Raw genomic sequence first — 19,563 nt, forward strand, 5'->3', positions numbered from 1 at the left:
TAAAATTCAATCTAGGAAAAAACCATCGGGTAGCTCTCGATAAGAACGGGATTAGAATTGGTACTACAATACGCTACACCAGTGCTCGTTTAGCACGATATTTTGGTAACAAAACGGGTAGCAATCTAAAAAGTGTACAAGTGCGTATTAAGTATGATCCCAGTTGTCTGGGAAGGGTTTATGTACTTGATGAACAGCGGGAAGAGTTCTTTGCTGTTGAAGCTATCGATGCTGACTATGCCTATTCTGTTTCAGAATGGTTGCACAAAACCTGTTGTAAATACGCAAGGCGACATATTAGAAAAAACTACAACCATAAAGATGTAGTTAAAGCGTGGCGAAAAATCCTCGATATTATCGATGAGGCAATCGAAAAAACAGGGCAGAGCAAAAAGCGTAACTCTTTAGGCATAACAACAACGTCAAGGGTACAACGAGTAAAAGAGCATTCAGAAAGAGCAACTTCCAAAGCAAAGAAACAACAATCGAACGTTTGCAATACCCCTGACCTTGATGATGAGTTAGATTGGGACATTGAAGTTAATACTACTGGTTGGTCTATACAGTAAATTATTTTAGAGGCGATTGATTATGGAGCATCACGCAGTAGAAAAAACCGCCGATAAAGTCAAACAAATCTTTATCCATAATCCCCAAATTACTGACATAATTGCCGATATTTCAGATTGTCGAGAGTTTAGTGATGGTATCCATGAACCAGACTGTATGATTGTCGTCGGAGATACGGGGTCTGGTAAAACAACACTTATTAACAAATACTTAGATAAAAATCCTCGCTCGGAGACAACTGATGGCTCTATTATCCCAATTCTATCAACCTCTCTTCCTCCTAACGCTACCCCAATAACAGCTTCTGAACAATTGCTGTCTGATCTGGGTGACCCATTAGCCTTTTCTAGAGGGAGTGACCCAGTAAAAGTTGCGAAAGAAATGAGTGATTTAATGAAACTATGTAAAGTTGAGCTAATTATTATTGATGAGTTTCAACACATGATAGATCGAAAGAATAAGCAAGTTTTACATAGTGCAGCCGATTGGCTGAAAATGCTCATCGTTCGTTCGAGGATTCCTGTGGTACTGTTCGGTATGCCCTACTCTGTAGTGATTTTGGAAGCAAATAATCAATTAGCGGGACGTTTTGAGTTGCAACATACACTTGAGCCTTTTCGACTAAACAACAAAGAAAATCTTGTTCTTTATAAGGCCTTTCTAATCATGCTTGATGAAGCACTTCCTTTTCATGAACCTTCAGAGCTTGCATCCCCTGATATGATGAAGCGCATATATGCGTTCTCCCACGGAAACCTGCGCCGCATACGAAAGTTAATCAATAGGTCTAGTCGGCTCGCTTTGCGTGATAATTCAAATAAGATTTTACTTCAACACTTCGCCAAAGCAGCTCCAAAAGTAAGTAAGGCGGCTTGCGAAAAGCAAAACCCATTTCAAGTGAAAGTGAGCGAATTAAAGATACAACATCCACCTGAAGATATTGGGTGGGGAAACTACCTTAACCAGCAAGAAAAGGACATGTTTCCTAGAGACATATTTTGAAGTTCTCCATTTGAGAACGGTAACGTACTTTTGTCGTCTACTCGACCATTATTGTTTAGATCATTACTATCTATCAGTTTGCAAATCATTATTTGATTAATTTGTTGTTGGAAGACAAATATCAAAGTGCCTCTTTAAAATAGTTAAGATGTTTCATTTTCGAAGGAGTGCTCTGGTACACCGCTGCAGTCTGGACTTTTGTAATAAACTCTTTTAATGAATGGCATTTCGAAAACGCAGAACTTAATTCAGAATAGCTCATACTAGTTCCAGTCAAATCGTAAACCGCTCTAGAACAAGCTTCCACTATCTCCTTTTTCGAATATGAGGGTAAGATGGCTCTCGGAAAGTGGTTGAGCTGATCCAATCCTTTAATTCCTTTGCTATTGAGAATTAAAATTTTAATATTTGTTTTATTCACAATGTAGTCTAACCAGGGCAATAAGTTGGGGTGAAATGAATGCAAGGCTCTTATACATAAAACAACCCTTTCCTCTAGATGTGATAGTAGGTCTATATAATCGTAGTAACCCAAATCTAGCTGTTCACCGTTTTCGTATTGCTGGAAGAGTATCGAACGACGAAACTCGTGCTGCCGATTAATATACTCATGGATTAGATTTCTATTACTAGTTAAATATTTCCATATAGAATCAAAGTTTTCCGATGAATTTTTATTGTTGATATACAGTGGTAAGCAAGTTACTCCGAATTGATTTGATAAATTTAATTCAAAATCAGGATATTCGGTACCATTCCATTCGCTTAACTCGCAACATATAATTTGTTCAGTCACTGAGTCTACCCATTTTCGAATCGGGGGTGCCAATTCTGGTGTCCAAATTATCATATAACCCTCTGTCAAATGACTAGCTCAATGGTTGCGATTTTATCAGGTTTCCCAGTTAATTTTATTATTTAGTTATACATGTCAATATGCCATACGTGGACTATCGTTTTGGAGCGTTGCTGTATTGCGCGCTGTATCTTGCTACTTATATTTCATTAATGTTAAATTATTTGTACGGTGGTATATTTTTGACCTCAAATGAGTTTAAATTATAAATCTGATTGATATATTACTGTTAAGTAAACGTTGATATTGTGGAGTAGATGATGAGTAGACTTGACCAATGGGTTGATAACAATATGACTTTAACAACAATCATTATTATGATCGTTGGATTATCGCTTGGCTATGTTCTTTTCTAAGAAGCATAGGTTGTAATGCTACTAATTACTTGATGTCATGTTGAATCGAGATGCTGGCTATGAGTAGAAAATTGACTGAGAAAGAGTTGGTAGAGGATATGACTCCATATACCGCACATACTGATGAACTTGCTACAGTTTCATGGGATGAACTTGGTCTTGAACCTTCCGAAGGTGACTATAAAGCAGTGTTAAAGCGCTTTGAATATTTATTCGACGCTGAGCACTATCCGATATAAATCGATTCAACAAGCTTTGTTCAGAAGTGTGTTAGGTCAGCTGTGGGGCTAACAAGCTTCTGTCCAGAGGCGTGCCTGCGAGATCGTTGCTAGCACGTTTCTGCCCCAAACCTTGTTTCAGGGTTAACTTTCATTATGGCTAGCTACTCGATATTCTATAAATTATCTAATGTCATTTTCGAAGCGAGAAGTAAGCTATGAGTAAAAAACGGTTGGCAGAAAAAGAACTTTTGGAAGGATTCACAAGTTATACTGGACACTCTGATGAACTCGCGACTACAAGTGAACAAGATTGGGGATCTTATTCGGAAGATGCAGATAAAGTGGACAGCGATTTTCTAGTTCAACGAGGTGATATTTTTGACTCTTGCCGAATTGAATTTGAGGAAGATGAACAAGACCGAGAACTAGTTAGGCAAAGAGAAAACTCTCCAGAAATTGACATTGATATAGAAGATCTGTGAGCCATTATTTCTCTGTTACAGAATTAATCAACTAAATCAAAAATGTCCATATATGGGTTACTAATTACAACTGTGATAATTCTTTCATTATTATACTCTCAAGAGCTTCTTTCACTCGATAACCACAATCTAGTTTATTTATATATGTGCTCTCATGACATAACCATCTGATCGCTGCAATTGTGCCCATGTCATTTAATTTTTTAGCATTGTCTTCTGCTTCAAACAATAGTCCGCCATATAGATAAACTGTTCTAGGGTCTTTAGCTGTTATGCGTTTAGCAATTTCGATAATAAAATTTACTAACTAATTAATTCTAGTATATTCAATGGTCATGTGCCTGAATTTGAAGAATTAAGCCTATGAGTGATGTTGATGAAATAGATAATACCAGAATAATAAAATGGATTAGAGAATGTGAATACTCTAGCTTGGTTTTTCTGGATGAGATATGGAATACATCTAAAAACCCGGATCACTTGGGGTTATACTATTTTATTCAGTATCAAAAAGGGTTAAATACTGATGAGGTGTTTTCCGAAATAGTATCTCGATGTAAAGGGGAATATTCCGCGTGTACATTTTTAGGCGCAATAGCTAAGAGAATTTATGGGCACCTCGATGGAAATAGAATTGCAGCGAGCTTTTTTAGGCGAGCGAGAGACATAGATACAACAAATTTTATAGCGCATTATATGTTGTTCAAGGAAACTAAAGATGTAGATGCATATATTCGAGTATTAGAATTTCTATATGAACAAGGTCATTCTGCTCCACTTGTAGATGCGGTCAATTCGATTATTGAAACGTTAGTACAGCCAAGCCCTCCCATCTTTAAAAAAGAGCATTGGGAATCAATAAAACAATTCATTTTCGATGGTAAGTTAACTTGTAGTCCAAATCTTTTAATGCATATGCATTTTTATCTCAACGAAGATGACGACTGTTTAGCTATAATCGAAAACAGCGCTGAGGTAAGTGCGACGATTTTGAAACATTATTATGAAGAAAAACAAATAACTAAAGAGGACGCGATTTCTAAGGTTAAATTTTCAGAAGTGGAAGCATTATTTGGCGATGATCATAAGGTCATCTATGAAGTGTATAGACAGGAGTTTTACAAAGACAAGAAAATTCCCATAGACAAACGTAAACCCAATAATTTGCAGCTAATAGAAAAGGCCTTTAGAGCAGAAATTTATCAAGACGTAATATTTATATACGATAAAAACGCTAGAAGTGTTATGTTTACTCAACATCGTTCACCAAATTTGTATTACCTGCTTGCATGCAATTATCTGAATAAGAAGCCAAAGAAACCTGTTATCCCCCAAGTATATCTTAGTATTGCGACCGCAGAAGAAGATGCTTTACATCTGGCATTCCTATGCAGACAGAATATTAACAAGTTAGAGAATACTCTTTCTACCGGCAAACTAAGTAGCGAAATTGAACTTGTTCCTGCTTATGACGTTGCAAGAAGGTATCTTGATCACCCTTCTTTGAGTAAACACTATCTTTACGATAAACTGAAACTCGAACTAAGCTCAATGGCTGAACGGTGGCATGAACAACATCACCACCAAAGGTTTAAGTATCTTAATAAGATATTTAAGCAAGGAAAGATTAGTAATATTCAGTTTCGGATGCTGATTTCAAGCGGTTTTGTATGCGAAGAATATGACTATCTAATACAAATTATTTTTAAATATAATCTATCCCATATACCTTCAATGTCATCTTATACTCATATTGCAGCTTGTTATGAGCATAAAACCGACATAGATGCTCAGACCAATGCTCTTAAGTATTACAAGCTCGCGGTTGACTTGATGAAGACATCGGGCGAATACAATCACAGAGTGATCCACAACTATATAAACTTTGCGAAACGTTCGAAAACAAACGAAGTACCTGAATCCGAAATTAAAGAATTACGTGAAAAATATAATGAATCGTGGACTAATCAATTTAGATGGGACAATTCAATCGCAAAAGGCAACCGCCTGTATAAATACACTTCCTTTAATGAAAACACCAAAGATGGGCTGAAAAATCAATATTTCTATTTTGCATCTAGAGACGAACTGAATGATCCTATTGAACTGCCCACACGCAAACACATTAACCCTGATAGTCTTATTGACCCTGATTATCGTATTTGTTCAATTACAAGAAATCCAAACTCTATACTGATGTGGTCCCATTATGCCAATCAGCATAAGGGGGTAATGATAGAATATTGTTTTGGAACTGAGATCCCTAGAGGAGTGGGCGTTCGGGAAGTTAGTTACATTTATGAGCATAATAGAAACAAAGAAAAGGATATGTATTCATTTCCGCAATATATCTTAACTAAGAATTACGAATGGTCTTATGAAGAGGAGGTTAGACTGTTTTCTAATACAAAAACGAAAGTGTATTTTGAAAGTTATAATTATAAGGACGATAATAAAGATAAAATCAACGCCCGCATTGTTAGCATCACTTTAGGTTGCGAATTTCCTAAAAGTGAAATGAAAAATGTTCATGAAATTGTAGACTTAATAAACAGCAAGCTACCATGTCATGAGGCTCCAGTCATCATAAAACAGGCTGACATTCCAGATTACAATCTCTATACCTTAGAATATAAAGAAGCTACAACTTAAATACGCTTGGCGACGACGCACCGAGTCGCTAGCGAGTTCATTTTACCAAATCTGACAATACATAAGCATTGTGAATGAGGTTGTCAGATTTGTCTATTTTACGAACCGACAAAGATAGAGGCTTCTGCGTCAAACTAATGCGCCTAGCTGCTTGCGATATATTAAATTATCTGAGCACTACCGTCCTGACCCCTTCTCGAGTTGCTTGAAGTAAGTCTCCTTGTCAGTCTTAAAAGTGAATCAATACAAATCATTAAGATTGCAAGAAACTTTCACTAACTGAACAAACAATCGTTTTGCATAATTGAGCTAACTCGTCTTTGTCCAAATGTGTGCTAAGTCAACAGATTGGCTAACAAAGTTCTGCCCCAAAACGTATTAGCAATTCTCACATTACTCAAATTAACACACGTATAATAATATGCATTAAGTCTAGTATTTTGATGCACAGTTAATCGAAATAGAATACCATTCTTACTTATAACGACATTGTCGTCATTTTTCGGTATTCAGACCCACTAAGTTGTTGTGATACAGAAATCTAGAGAGTCTGCTTTCTAATTATATAGACATTGTCACGTGGACAATGTCTATATAACAACTGTTAAAGTGCAATCCGCTCGACTCCTAGTTCTTTTGTGTGTACCATTCACCCCAAGGGTGAATACCATTGGAAGAGTTGCACCAAAAGGTATCCGATTTTGGAAATAGAATTTAGAACAAACAAGCTTGAAAGATGCTTCAAAGAGAGTCGTCAAGCTAATAGAGAATTCGGTGATCAAGTTGGTCGTAAGTACATTCAACGTATCAACTTGATTAAAGCGGCTAAAGACTTAAATGCAGTGATGCAATTACCAGGTTTGCGTTGTCATCCTTTAAAAGGTGATCGAAAGGGGCAGTACGCAGTAAACCTTACAGGTTTTTATCGGCTAATATTTACGGTAGAAGGCGATAAGTTGAGTATCGCAATGATTGAAGAAGTGAGTAAACATTATGATGACTGATCAAAGTTATATTTCTGATTTAGCCATCCCTCCAGGTGAATACCTGGAGGAGATGCTTGATGATCTACAGCTTAGTCAGGCTGAACTAGCTCGTAGAATGGGAAGGCCTCCACAGGCTATTAATGAAATCATCAAGGGTGATAAAGCGATTACGCCTGATACAGCCATTCAATTAGAGCAAGTTGTAGGTGTGCCTGCTGAGTTTTGGAATAATTTAGAATCAGAGTACAGGTTAGTTCTTGCAAAAGAACAAGAGATATTAAAGGCTCAAAAAGAAACTGAGGCAGTTTCTAAGTTCCCATATCTTGAAATGAGTAAACTCGGATTAGTAAAGAAAACTCGAAATGCTATTGAAAAAGTAAAAGAACTCCAAAAATTTTTTGGGGTGTCTTCGTTATTTAATATTGAAAATGTCAAAGAATACTCTCCGGCATTTAGAATGTGTGAGAAAGACACTACTAGTAGAGAGGCAATTGCAGCTTGGTTGAGAACAGGACATTTATTGGCAACAAAACAAAGTGTTGCTGAATTCGATAAAAATATTCTTAAAGGTAATATAGAAAATATAAGATCTCTAACCTTGGAGTCTGATCCAAATATAATGCTCAGGTCTCTAAAGCAGCTGTTGGCTGAGTGTGGGGTCGCTTTGGTTGTTATACCTCATTACCCTAAAACTTACGTAACGGGCGCTACATTCTGGTATGGAAAGAATAAGCCAGTAATTATGATGTCTATGAGAGGAAGTTGGGGAGATATATTTTGGTTTAGTTTGATGCATGAATTAGCTCATATTCTATTGCACGATAAGAGAATTACTTTTATTGAAGGTGGTAATAGTAATAAGGATTATAAAATTCAGGAGAAAGAAGCTGATAACTTTTCGCAAAAAACTCTAATTCCGAAAATGTCATATGATGCATTTCTTTCTGAGTTTGATTTTAGCCCTAATTCCATTGCAAATTTTGCTAAATCAATACATATACATCCTGGCATTGTTACAGGAAGGCTTCAACACGATAAACACCTTAGCCATCTACAGCATCATCATAGGGTAAGGTATAAGTGGAAATAGCACTTTAACGCGGCTACATGGATTCCCCCGGTTGTCAAACATCCGCTAAACTAACAGTGATGAGTTTTGGACTGCCGCTCTACATTCGGCCTACTTATCGGCAATTTTATGTTTACCTTGGCCCTGATGACTTACGCGACTGCGGTGCCTTATTCGTTAGATGACATCTAGTGTGTCCGCCGCATTAACAGGCTCTCCGCAAGTGGTCTTAACCTATCTCCATCATTAGCGTCTGCAATGACCCGGTGGGTTCAACTCTTAATGATGCAGCTTAACCGCTTTAATGGTTAAGCAGCATAGTTTTCATATTCAGTTTGGTTGTGTAAAAGAGACCAGATGATGCGAGCATTTTTGGCAGCAAGTGCCACAATTGCGCGGTTTAACCCTCGTCTTTCTTTAATTTGTCGGCACCACTGGCTCAGGCGGTCTTGTTTGTCACCAATCGTGGTAACAACGGCTCGTGCCCCGTGAACTAGCAAAGTACGAATATACTTGTCACCATGCTTCGTTATCCTCCCTAAGCGATTCTTCCCTCCAGTAGAGAACTGTTTGGGGACAAGACCTAACCAAGCAGCTAAATCTCGACTCTTATCGAACTGACTACCATCGCCAATCGCGGCAATGATGGCAGTAGCCGTTTGTGGGCCAATACCTCGAACCTTAAGAAGACGTTTGGTGTTTTCATGTTGTTTGGCCATAGATGCGAAGGTTTTTTCAGTATCATCAATTTGCTGGTTGAGGCTTTGAAGGTGTGAGTAGGCGTCATTAATAATGTGTCTTGCCTGGTGGGGTAGCAAGTTTTCGGCATCCTCTAAAAGAAGAGGGACTTCTCTCATGAGAGTTGCTTTCCCTGTCGCCATGACAAATCCAAATTCGGATAAAATGGCTCTGATACGATTCATTAACGCCGTTCTTTCACGAACCCAATGTTCACGCATTCGATGAGTAGCAAGAACGGCTTGTTGCTCAGGAGATTTAATAGGAACAAATCGAGTAGATGGTCGTTGAACCGCTTCGCATATAGCAGCGGCATCATTAAGGTCGTTTTTCTCCTTCATTCGGTAAGGTGCAACATATTTAGCAGCCATAATACGGCAGTCATGACCGAGTTGATTGAACGTTCTTGCCCAATAATGGGCGCCACCGCAAGCTTCTATACCTATACGCATGGGGGGCAGTTTTGCTATGGTATTAAGCAATTTAGAGCGGGTGACATTCTTGTGAAGAACGACTTTGCCATGCTGGTCAATAGCATGAACACTGAAGTGATTTTTAGCGAGATCAATACCGCAATAAGATAGATTAGACATGGTGCCTCCAGTAATAGTGTTGACCACTTAAGTGTGGCAGATCCTTGGGAGAGGGGAATCCATGTCATTCGTTAAAAGGCAAAGATGAAAAAAGGAAATTACAAACTTTATGCGGGGGAAGAAGTTTCCTACTATTCCAGCATGGAAACAGCTAAGGAAGCCGCAAAAATATTTATAGCTAAACAGGTATATCTACGAATTGAAATCCTAGTAGAGCTTCCTGTTGGTGCAGTTGATTGGTGGGCCTACGAATATAATAATAAACAATGGGTACCGTCATAAATATTTCGATACTGTAGTGCTACAAATATTACTTATCTTATTTGGCAGCCATTTAATAAGAGCGTAAGGCTTCAACATCTTTTGCTTATATGAGAATAATAATTTGATATTGAGCCAAACACGTTTCTGTCCAAAAACGCGTTACATAGTCATGTGCGCATATTATCGCTTATACATAGAAATCATATATGTTCACCGATACTACACTTGGGGCACAATAAACTTATCTTCACAAAGCTGAAAATGCTTGAATTACACGCTCTCGAAATTTCCCTAGAGATAAGGATTCATGCTGTGAGTCATTGGTGGTATCACCAAGGTTTAGAATTTTGTTATCCCAATGAAGCTTGGCTTGGTTGCCAGAAATAGATCCTGAATGACTTAAGCTAGACAGTGAATTAGCTGATGTATTTTCACTGGTATCTTGTTTAGGGGTATCTTGTTTTATATACAAGCATGACTCAGGGATATCTTGTTCAATTTGTTCTGCGAAACTGATAAGGCTTTCTTCCGCAAAGGTATACAACCAGGCTTCTTGGTTTGACAGTTTTGTTATTCGCAAAATTCTTCCAAGTACCTGTCGAAAATACAGTTCGGTTCGGACGTTACTTAAGTGGCAGCATACTTGTAATCGGGGTATATCGGTTCCCTCACTAACCATACCTATGCTAATAATCCATTCTACATCGCTATTTTTAAAACGGTTAATTGTCGTTTGTGCATACAGGTCATGATATGAGACTAAAACGCTGGATTGGTTAAATTTTTCAGTCAGTAGCTTTTGAATGAGCTTCGCATGAGAAACAGAGGAAGCGACTACTAAGCCTCCGGCGTTGGAGTTTGTCGATCTTATTGATTTGAGCTTATTGCACGCCAACTTTAGAATATGTGATAGAGCATTGGTATCATGCAGGATACTTGAGTAGCCAAGTTTGTTTTCCTTGAAAAGGGTGCTAATCGAGTTGTAACTTTCTGATTTATTGCCATTTGTTATTTTAAGTTGTTCGTTATCGACTAATACTAGCTTGGGTTTACGGCAAACATTGTCCATAATTGCTTGCTGCAGGGTGTACTGGTAATCACAAATGATCTTTCCCTCTGGATCGCTATAGGAACTGAGAGATATCGGCATGCGGTCCGAACGCCATGGTGTTCCTGTCAAGGCTAAGGTAAAGGTAGACGATTGCTGTACTTTCAGTAGGAGTTGCTCACCCCAAGAATTCGCATTCTGCACATTCTCGCCGGAGCAATGATGAATCTCATCAAAAATTGCTAAAACACGGTGTTTTGACAGTGTTTTCCAAAAATTATCATCTAAGTATTGCAGTGATTGATACGTCAAAGACATACCTACACACCCAATTTTTCCGTTAAAAGAACATTTTAAAATATGTGAAAACGTAGCTGCAAATCCCGCCGATACAGTAACAGACGGTGAGAAACAAATGACTAGATCAATCTTGCCAGAATCTAATAGTTTTTTGCTGAGATATGCCGAAAAAATAGTTTTTCCGGCGCCGGGTGTAGCTTGAGCCAGAAAGTGCTTTTGTCCAGCGGAATATTTGAGAAGTGCTTTGTCAATACACTCGGCTTGCCATGTTCTTAACATAGCGCTACTTCCGCTTTTGCAAGTTCTATTATTTTTGTCATTGCTGTTACTTTTCCGGTTAACACTGCTGAGTGTTGCGTAGATTGTTCATGAAGTTTCTTAGCATGTTTTTTAGCTTCAGGGTATTGCAGCATTATTGACTGATACTCCTCGGTTTCAGCAAGAAGAATGGTTAACTCAGCTTCTAACGTCAATTTAGCTTGTACTAGTTCATGCATACACGCATTGCGATTGGTTGTTTTTGCGTCTTCCTTTTTGGGTATATATTTTTGTGGTTTTTGGTTTGGCTGAAGGTCAGAATCTAAGAAAAGCGCTGTTTTGCTGAATATTTTTTTTCGTCCTTTGCCTTTACTAGTTAATAGACCCTGGGCTTCGAGCGCGTTTAGGTGTCTTGATACAAACAAGCGAACGGTACTGTTGCTTTTTCCCTGCATCGATCTGCTCATAAGAAGATCTCGAATTTGAGGTATTTGAAAACTGTTCATTTCATGATCCATGAGTACAGCGAACAAATCGGGATGTAGAGTAAATATTTGTGACACCTTAACCCTCTCTTATCTATTGATAGCTACTTATATTAACGAGATGCGGATTATAGTCCGTGGTAATGTGCGCATCAAGAGCCGATAGTCTTTCTTTTTAATGTACGAACAATATGAAAGACTTAGCGAAAAAATTCGGAGTCAATATTCGCAATATGCGTAGAGACAAAGGTATTTCTCAGGACAAACTGGCTCTTTCAGCTGATATTGATCGCAGTTACGTTGGTCGAATCGAAAGAGGAGAAGTGAACATCACACTAGAGAAAGCCTACCAGATAGCCGCGGTTCTACAGTGTGATGTCAAGGAACTACTTCCTTAAATGAAATCTGCCTGTTCGGCAGTGAGTGATCTTGAACTCGAATAAAAGTGGTTCGTTTTTTATCAACTACTTTTGCAGCAGCAACGAGGATTATAGTCCTCATTTGATGGAGAGGCAAACAGCGATTAGGCTGTTTGTGAATCGAGGAATTAAGATGTGACTAGTTAACTGCCTGTGCGGCAGTAAGGTTCAAAGCATGCGATGCGATACACGTTATCAAATTATCAGCTGCCTGTGCGGCAGTAAGGTAGAGCCTTCCATGTAATCGCCTAAACTTCACATTATCAGCTGCCTGTGCGGCAGTAAGGTGTTACATTTCTTAGTATAATACTCATAACACAATAAGTTAGTGTTGTATTGAGCAATATACCCAAATTTTAGAATAAGACATAGGTTCTTCAAAATCAATTGGTTATCAGGTTGCTCTGAAAAAAGGTCAAATCAATGGTACTGACTGTAGACAGTTTTCTCTATTAGATAGCCCGTAGCTTGTAAATCTCCCGTTCTCAATACTTGGTCTTTCTAGTTCCGTTTGAATATTCAGCCGAAATTTGTTGCTTGTACTTTTGCTACTCATCGGAATGGAATGATAGTGCTCAACTGTAAATAAAGTTTGCTCAATTTTCTCTATGATAGAGGTGTCTACTCCACGTTCAGTAGCTCTGGTTTTTCGTCTTCTCGCGTTTCGTTCCTGGCCGAGTGGAGTGGTTTTATCGATCATCTGGTTTCGCCTGAAAAGAACGTATGTACAGTCTGCGGGAACCTCTGTGTAGCTGGTGATAACAAAATACCCGAGAAGCACCATTTCCCGAAAATAAGTCTGAGTAAGCAGAAAGTCTAGCTTCATTGGGTCCTGTGAAACAAAAGTGATTCGGTTACCAATGGTCGCTTCCGTCCAGCAAGGAAATGAAACGCCAATCGCATTCGTTTGATACTTATTGCAGAAACCATGAAGCTTCTTTAAACACTTCCCAACAAGAACTTCATTATTTCTGTGCTCTGGAAGAAAGGTTACGCTGCGATAGTACCAAGCCATATTAGTTTCCCTTTTCCTGGAATAGTCCGCCTTTGATGATATTTGCCATGATAAAATGAAGATCGTTTATCATTTCTTGTTCTATAGGGACATCCTTTCTTAGGATCTTCACAAATTCATCGGCTCTTTTTAGCAAACTAAAGAAGTCTTTACCTGTATCTGGGTGCCTATACGCGGTGGCATGTTGTTTATGAACACCGTAATGCCCCACACGCAGTGGTTTCTCTGCATTAGGGTACCAATCATCGATGGTGGCTATCGCTGCTCCTGTTTTGTAGCAACCAAATATTGGACTATTATATCCATCTATTTCAGTGGACTGGTAGATACGGTTGACTTCTCTTCTATCTGGTTTATCACTTTTTTTCTGTTTTGAATCTTTAAATGCCTGACTTGGGTAGACAGGTGTCATCTCTGGAAGTTGTAGTTTTGCACATACTTTTAAGATGCAGTAATCATCTGGTGATGTCATGGAACCAATAATCAGTTGTATCAGTTGATCCCAGCCTTCTATCTCGTGAAGCCAATGATCATTTTTTCTCAGTGATCGTATATCATGGGCAACAATCAGTGAGTCTTCCCAAGGCCAAGGCTTAACTTCAATTGTGGTGCAATATGATTTTTTAGCATTTCTCCATAGCCATCGCCCGTTAAAGATATTTTCAAGATACCGAGAGACTAGCTCTTCTAAGCCTACTTTTTGTATATACAGTGCGACTAAATCATGCATAGTGTTACGAACTTGCGCATCGGAGCACTTGTATTCTTCAAGAAGCTCAGATGAAAAAGCAACAGAAAAACGGCACTGTAATAGTTCAACTCCGTATGGTACTTGGCAGACATTGAGTTCATGCGGATTGCCTTCAGCAAGTTCAGTTGGCTCAACCTTATCTTTAATAGTTCCGTCATTGTTACAGGCTGAATGTGTTCCTTCTTTCATTCCCAAGGCTATTCTGCTGAATATTTTAAGCGGTTTTATTTCACCGGAAGGCCAGATCGCTTCGAATGTCACGTCCGTTGCTTCTATTGATTTCTCATAAGCTAGTTGCTTTGGAAGTTTCATTGACAACTCCTTGGTGATATCTGCGGATTATATTCATCAACAGTGTAGTCCCAGAAAATCTCATTGATATTAGTTGCTCGGGTGACCGTTACAGGTCTAATTAACCCAAGCGCTGTTTCGCAGAACGCATGGGGGTAGCCTCGCAGGCTTTCCGCTCTTTCTTTAGGCTGCTCTAATAGGTGATACCCAACGGTTGTTACTAATGATGTCCTATTAGTTCTGCAGTGCTCAACAAGAGTACCGATATCTTCAATAGCTGTGTGGTTATCAAAGCCTAGCCAAAAGCCATAATCGTTAGGAATAGCACTTATTGCCGAAGTGGCTTTCGAATAAACTAAGATATGTTGCATATCATCTATATCAATATAGGATTTACCTCGCCAAAGCCTTTTAGGCAATAATTTCGGGACTCGCTCTAGCAGTGATTCTGAAAAGTCACCGCAATCAAGTAACAGGCTGAACGTTAAATCACACTGCCAATCGTCGTATATCGCTGGCGGTGATATCTCTCCAGAAAGCTTTTTAACTGCTTCCTTTGTTAATCCTCGGTTTTGCAGGTGGTAGCTATGTATACAGGTAGCAAAACTGTTGACTTTAAATCCCGGTGAATGCTTCGAAATGTTCCTTTCAAAAGCGTGTACAAAACCAAACAATCCCATCATAGAGGGCAGTCCAATGGTTACACTGGAGCTCTGTGCGCTGGCTGCGCAGACTCGAATCTCTGGGATAAGTAAGTACCGCATGCTTGCATTTTTAACTTTTAGTTCCGCTGCCTGTTGCCGTAGTTTATTAATCAAATAGTAAAGTAACTTGGTCAATCTCGGTTCATAACTAAGTCTAGGGCCAGATTTTGATGATGCTAAATCTGTATTTAGCTTTTCTGTAAGGGCCGATAATGACGTTTCTTCAACATTGGTTTGGTTGTTCATCCACTTTTGCACCATTTCTTCAATAGTGAACTTCACTCGTGCAATTTCTTTCTGATACAGATTTGACGGTAATAACCAACTTGGAGCTTCCATGTATTGAGACATTGCGCGGATAGCTTCGGTTGATAACCAGCGTGGTTCATCATTTAGGTAATGATGTCTCCTGTCTTTGATAAATGGTATTGTTTTAAGCATTCTAAATGCGCCGCCACAACAAGCTGGTAATAACCCCATGTTCCCAGGGCGACTAGCACGAAATGTTTGGCTATTACGCTGTGCTTCTAGTGATTGATACATGTAAGATTGGAGTGCTTGTGAGGCTACGGGCGATAGTGATATGTACGAGTCGTTGCCATCAGGAAGGCTAATCTGTTTAAGGTAGTTCGGTGCAAGAGTGACATCTATTGTTCGTGACGGGATTTTCTTTAGTGTTTTGACCGCAAGCTTCCTAAATTTCTCGTAGCAGCCCAATCTTTTTAGTGCGAACCAAATGGAGTGGTCGAAGTCCTGAAGTAGTATAGCAAGACAAGAGATACTCCCTTCCCAAATAAATTCTGCGCATAAAAACATACACACATTAACGTCAGTTGAATCTTTGGAATATGCCCATGCAGCTTTAGGCAACTTACTTGATGATAGTAAGTATTCAGGAAGCTCTCCTATCGTTTCTGCCCGTATGGTGCCTGTAGCCCGAATATCTGGAAATTTCACATTGTGACTTTGGCGATATTTAGCGGTATTAAGACAACGAGCCCACCACTTTTCATCTCTTAGTTTTTTCTTGCATTTATCTCTGCTGAGTAGATCAATCTGCTTGTCGACCTTATCAGTAAGGTTTACCAAAATGATTAAAGCTTTAGAAAGTTCTTCTGATATATCTATCGCTGGAGTCAGTGGCCGGAATGCGCGTCGCAATTCGGAATTTAGGTCATCGGCATCACTTGTCAAAACATCTTTCAGGTTCATGTAGACTACCACCTTGAAACATAAAATGAGCGATTGAACTCATCTGTCTGAAACTCTGCTAGCCAAAGGCAGTAGACGTCTCCGAGATAAAAAAGGTTGGCGGTTTTATTCAATGGTTCGTTATTTTTGATGTTTCTTGAGGGAACTAAGATCCGCTGGTCAACGAGTGAGGCTATTTGCTCCATATCCGTATTAAGAAGGATAGCGACATCTATTGCGTTCATCCGGAGGTTAGCGAACTGCCCGTTATCTTCCCAGACTCTCTGTTCAAGGTAGTGGAACAGTTCTCTCAAAATGAGGTTGTACTTTAAGTTTCTGTCGGGAAGCAAAATGCACGAAAACAACAAGTTCCCTAATACATCTCGTAGTGTTAACTCATTTTCGCCTACTGTTCTGTATTCAAGGTTGTATTCCACAGTGTCTTGAATTTTTTGGCCTATAGATTCAGGCCAGTTTTCCCAGAACTGGTAAAAACTCATTGCATCAAAATACTCTGATTGACTTGCTTTCTTCCACCAATGAACCAGTCCCCATCGATAGCTAATTGGGATGTCTGGTAGAAGTGAGTCATCGGAGCCAGTGAGCCAGATCGAGATAGAGGATTGTTGTTTTAACGTATCAATAGTGTGTATAGGTAATGGATTTCCACAAGAGCTACACTCACCTGAAAGACCATTGCTTCTATAATCATATGGCTCACTACATGTACACGAAGCTGTTAACTTACAACCATGCTTATGACACACATCATAGCCTTCAAAGTGCCATCGATAGTCTGCGTATCCTGTTTCACATAGGCACAAAGGACAGACCGGAGCAGGTGCGTTACGTAAAAGAGAGCGAGGAATTATCTCAGCACCACGCATAAGTGCCTTAGTACCAGAGGAGTATCTTTTTGATGAGCGATTAATAGCTAAGGAGAGTACATCTCCTGGAACGTTAAAGGTTAATTGACTGATGGCCTGGAGTGCATGAATTCGGCTTGTAGAGTTACTTTTTGAGTGACAAGGGTTAATCAGTTTGATGTCAGTAGGGAAGGTATCATATTTGTCGGAATCAACGTCGAGAAGATAGTTCTTAAGTGCATAGAGAAAACGGTGTACGTCTTGATATCCGTTTTTGTTCGCCACTCGGATGAAAAAGCTTTCCAATGATTCATCCGGAAATGGCTTGGGCCTCTGAAGAAACATGTCTCTCTCCTTTTAGTTGTTTACTACTGTAAAAATAAACAGGATAAGGTGTGAAGCTTTTTCTAGAAAAAGATTGCTAACTCATGTTGTTAATCACACTTTTGCCCCATTGTTTGTCAGCCAAAGAATTAGGGCGCTTCTTGAAAGTGAAACCCGTTGTGATCTTCTAACTCCAACATCCCATTAATTGAGTCGGCTAGAACTTACCTGAATGCCAGGCACTTAATATCTCAGTAAGACATTCGAAGTCGCAATAGCAAAAAATACCAGTGACGCGATGCAGGTTGGCGCACCAGATATACCGTTGTTGACAATTTTTTCACACATCAATTGCAATACTAACCCCATCTCAGAATTGTGAAAGTCTATTCCATTTTATTCACTAATTCTGAAATCAGTAAGTTCCTATATCTATAAGAAATATTACCAAGCTTATAATTGATGATGCCAATAAAAAAATTGCTTTCATATCGTATTTCGATGCATATAACAACACTAGTTATATTGTGTGCTTTATATTTTGGTACTGTGATGAATTATCCCGTGCTGAGAACTATTTTTAATTTAAGCTCAGGTGTTTCCAATCCTGTATTCCCCTATACCGCACCGGTGTTACTGACCTGTGCATTTATTATTGTTTTATCAGCATTTGCTTGGCCTTATATTTTTAAGCCGTTTATGTGTTTTGTAGTGCTGACCTCTGCTGGGGCATTGTACGCAGCGGTAAATTTTCAGACCATGTTTGACTCCACTATGATGGAAAGTGTTTTTGAAACTAATTCGTCGGAAGTCTTTTTCTACCTAAATTATACGACAGTCTTTTATTTATTTGCTTTTGGTGTCGTACCTTGTGGCTTCATAGCCGCCGTCCGTATAACACCGTTTCAAAATTGGAAGTATGCTCTTCTCTCCAGAGTAGGTCTTGTCCTAGTAGCTGTCGTTGGTATTGGTCTTATTGCGGAGACTTGTTACAAAGATTACGCCTCAGTAGGTCGAAATAATAGTTACTTAAACAAAATGATTAATCCTGCTCACATCTACAATGGCACGAAATACCTTAAGAAAACCTACTTCGAAACTAAACTGGTTTACCAAAAGTTAGGTACAGATGCGAAGGTAGTTGAAGTTGCCAACGGAAAACCAACATTGATGGTCGTCGTCTTAGGTGAGACTGCACGAGCAATGAACTTTGCTTATAACGGATATAGTCGGAATACCAATCCGTACACGAGAAATATGGACTTAATCGCCTTTCAGGATGTGTCTTCGTGTGGTACTTACACAGCTTTGTCCGTTCCGTGCATGTTCTCCAATATGACTCGCAACTCTTACAGTAAACCCCACACAGCTGCTCAGGATAACGTACTCAATGTACTTCAACACGCAGGAGTAGATGTCTTGTGGATTGATAATGACGGTGGAGATAAAGGTGTTGCTAAAAATCTAACTTACATTTCCATCGATCCATCGCTAAAAAATGACGATTGTAACGGTTCAACTTGTTTTGATGTTGCCATGCTTAAAGATGCCAAACAGTTTATCGATGATGGTTCTCATAACAAGTTGTTGGTCCTGCATACGATAGGTAGTCATGGGCCTACCTATTGGCAACGCTATCCAGATGCTCAAGCACCGTTCCAACCTGCATGTAATCGTAGTGACATTGAAAACTGTAACGACAAACAAATCGTTAATGTTTACGACAATACACTGGTGTATAGCGACTATGTCTTATCCCAAGTGATTGATGAACTGAAAACCGTGTCGAACGATTATAACATCATGATGACTTATATCTCTGATCATGGTGAATCACTGGGAGAAGGTGGGCTGTACTTGCACGGTACACCTTATGCAATAGCACCGAAGGAGCAAACACAAGTGCCTTGGTTAATGTGGATACCAAAAGAGTATGCTCAGCAAAAAAGGCTGAGTAGTCAATGTCTTAAAGAAAAATCTCAGAAACACGCATTATCACACGATAACTTATTTCATAGCTTGCTTGGGTTGTATGGCGTTCAGACAGAAGTTCAAAATTCAGAACTAGATATAACATCCAGTTGCCGCTTAGATTCATAACCATTTTATAGAGTAATGTAAA

19 protein-coding genes are annotated in these 19,563 nt (G+C 39.1%); 10 read left to right on the forward strand and 9 right to left on the reverse strand.

The genetic code is table 11. From position 1 onward, the window contains the following. Both ACXJY6_RS00005 and ACXJY6_RS00010 read left to right on the forward strand, forming a co-directional pair. Positions 1-569 (forward strand): Mu transposase C-terminal domain-containing protein (locus tag ACXJY6_RS00005; RefSeq protein WP_458766673.1); only part of this gene is annotated, 569 nt, incomplete at its 5' end. Positions 570-591: 22 nt separating this feature from the next. Beyond that, positions 592-1,572: a TniB family NTP-binding protein gene (locus ACXJY6_RS00010; protein ID WP_456049983.1), complete on the forward strand. Its 981-nt coding sequence runs from the start codon at positions 592-594 to the stop codon at positions 1,570-1,572. Between the two features lie 121 nt (positions 1,573-1,693). On the opposite strand, the gene ACXJY6_RS00015 is transcribed toward ACXJY6_RS00010, so the two are convergent. Further along, positions 1,694-2,368 carry a hypothetical protein gene (locus ACXJY6_RS00015; protein WP_456049982.1) on the reverse strand — a complete coding sequence of 225 codons (675 nt, stop codon included), beginning with the start codon at positions 2,366-2,368 and terminating at the stop codon, positions 1,694-1,696. Positions 2,369-2,843: 475 nt separating this feature from the next. Here ACXJY6_RS00015 and ACXJY6_RS00020 point away from each other — a divergent pair, with 475 nt between their 5' ends. Both ACXJY6_RS00020 and ACXJY6_RS00025 read left to right on the forward strand, forming a co-directional pair. Continuing rightward, on the forward strand, positions 2,844-3,023 hold the full coding sequence (locus ACXJY6_RS00020; protein ID WP_456049981.1) for a hypothetical protein: 180 nt from the start codon (positions 2,844-2,846) through the stop codon (positions 3,021-3,023). Between the two features lie 197 nt (positions 3,024-3,220). Beyond that, a complete protein-coding gene (locus tag ACXJY6_RS00025; RefSeq protein WP_458766676.1) occupies positions 3,221-3,487 on the forward strand; it encodes a hypothetical protein in 267 nt (88 codons plus the stop codon). 64 nt (positions 3,488-3,551) lie between these two features. Here ACXJY6_RS00025 and ACXJY6_RS00030 read toward each other — a convergent pair whose 3' ends face one another. Then, on the reverse strand, positions 3,552-3,716 hold the full coding sequence (locus ACXJY6_RS00030; RefSeq protein WP_458766677.1) for a hypothetical protein: 165 nt from the start codon (positions 3,714-3,716) through the stop codon (positions 3,552-3,554). Between the two features lie 134 nt (positions 3,717-3,850). Here ACXJY6_RS00030 and ACXJY6_RS00035 point away from each other — a divergent pair, with 134 nt between their 5' ends. The 3 genes from ACXJY6_RS00035 (at position 3,851) to ACXJY6_RS00045 (ending at position 8,215) form a co-directional block, all read left to right on the forward strand. Next, positions 3,851-6,139, forward strand: a complete 2,289-nt coding sequence (locus ACXJY6_RS00035; RefSeq protein ID WP_458766678.1) for a DUF2971 domain-containing protein — start codon at positions 3,851-3,853, stop codon at positions 6,137-6,139. Between the two features lie 701 nt (positions 6,140-6,840). Next, positions 6,841-7,143, forward strand: coding sequence for a type II toxin-antitoxin system RelE/ParE family toxin (locus ACXJY6_RS00040; protein ID WP_458766680.1), 303 nt, complete (start codon positions 6,841-6,843; stop codon positions 7,141-7,143). After that, positions 7,133-8,215, forward strand: a complete 1,083-nt coding sequence (locus ACXJY6_RS00045) for a HigA family addiction module antitoxin (protein ID WP_458766682.1) — start codon at positions 7,133-7,135, stop codon at positions 8,213-8,215. Before ACXJY6_RS00040 ends, ACXJY6_RS00045 begins: the two co-directional genes overlap by 11 nt. 287 nt (positions 8,216-8,502) lie before the next feature. Here ACXJY6_RS00045 and ACXJY6_RS00050 read toward each other — a convergent pair whose 3' ends face one another. Further along, complete coding sequence (locus tag ACXJY6_RS00050) at positions 8,503-9,525, reverse strand: IS110 family RNA-guided transposase (RefSeq protein WP_458766683.1); 1,023 nt, start codon at positions 9,523-9,525, stop codon at positions 8,503-8,505. An 84-nt stretch (positions 9,526-9,609) separates the two neighbouring features. On the opposite strand from ACXJY6_RS00050, the gene ACXJY6_RS00055 reads away from it, so the two are divergent. After that, a complete protein-coding gene (locus ACXJY6_RS00055) occupies positions 9,610-9,807 on the forward strand; it encodes a hypothetical protein (RefSeq protein ID WP_458766685.1) in 198 nt (65 codons plus the stop codon). 229 nt (positions 9,808-10,036) lie between these two features. On the opposite strand, the gene ACXJY6_RS00060 is transcribed toward ACXJY6_RS00055, so the two are convergent. Together ACXJY6_RS00060 and ACXJY6_RS00065 are read right to left on the reverse strand one after the other, a co-directional pair. Continuing rightward, entirely contained in the window at positions 10,037-11,416 is a 1,380-nt protein-coding gene (locus ACXJY6_RS00060; RefSeq protein WP_458766687.1) for a DEAD/DEAH box helicase, read from the reverse strand. After that, positions 11,410-11,901 (reverse strand): VspR family transcription factor, encoded by a 492-nt coding sequence (locus tag ACXJY6_RS00065; RefSeq protein ID WP_456051073.1) that lies wholly within the window; start codon positions 11,899-11,901, stop codon positions 11,410-11,412. Before ACXJY6_RS00065 ends, ACXJY6_RS00060 begins: the two co-directional genes overlap by 7 nt. Before the next feature lie 170 nt (positions 11,902-12,071). On the opposite strand from ACXJY6_RS00065, the gene ACXJY6_RS00070 reads away from it, so the two are divergent. Then, positions 12,072-12,278 (forward strand): helix-turn-helix domain-containing protein, encoded by a 207-nt coding sequence (locus ACXJY6_RS00070; RefSeq protein ID WP_456051074.1) that lies wholly within the window; start codon positions 12,072-12,074, stop codon positions 12,276-12,278. Between the two features lie 436 nt (positions 12,279-12,714). Here the strand turns inward: ACXJY6_RS00070 and cas6f are convergent, their stop codons facing one another. Genes cas6f through ACXJY6_RS00090 form a run of 4 tightly spaced genes read right to left on the reverse strand, consistent with a single transcriptional unit; the run spans position 12,715 to position 17,462 of the window. Continuing rightward, positions 12,715-13,314 (reverse strand): type I-F CRISPR-associated endoribonuclease Cas6/Csy4, encoded by a 600-nt coding sequence (cas6f, locus tag ACXJY6_RS00075; RefSeq protein ID WP_456051075.1) that lies wholly within the window; start codon positions 13,312-13,314, stop codon positions 12,715-12,717. 1 nt (position 13,315) lies between these two features. Then, positions 13,316-14,377, reverse strand: a complete 1,062-nt coding sequence (gene csy3 / locus ACXJY6_RS00080; RefSeq protein WP_458766690.1) for a type I-F CRISPR-associated protein Csy3 — start codon at positions 14,375-14,377, stop codon at positions 13,316-13,318. Next, positions 14,374-16,272, reverse strand: a complete 1,899-nt coding sequence (locus ACXJY6_RS00085) for a type I-F CRISPR-associated protein Csy2 (RefSeq protein WP_458766692.1) — start codon at positions 16,270-16,272, stop codon at positions 14,374-14,376. Before ACXJY6_RS00085 ends, csy3 begins: the two co-directional genes overlap by 4 nt. Positions 16,273-16,277: 5 nt before the next feature. Then, on the reverse strand, positions 16,278-17,462 hold the full coding sequence (locus ACXJY6_RS00090; RefSeq protein ID WP_458766693.1) for a TniQ family protein: 1,185 nt from the start codon (positions 17,460-17,462) through the stop codon (positions 16,278-16,280). 480 nt (positions 17,463-17,942) lie between these two features. Between ACXJY6_RS00090 and ACXJY6_RS00095 the strand changes: the two genes are divergently transcribed. Then, positions 17,943-19,541, forward strand: a complete 1,599-nt coding sequence (locus ACXJY6_RS00095) for a phosphoethanolamine transferase (protein WP_456051079.1) — start codon at positions 17,943-17,945, stop codon at positions 19,539-19,541. The last annotated feature ends 22 nt before the right edge of the window (positions 19,542-19,563 follow it).

It is taken from the genome of Vibrio phycocola, from assembly GCF_054404255.1.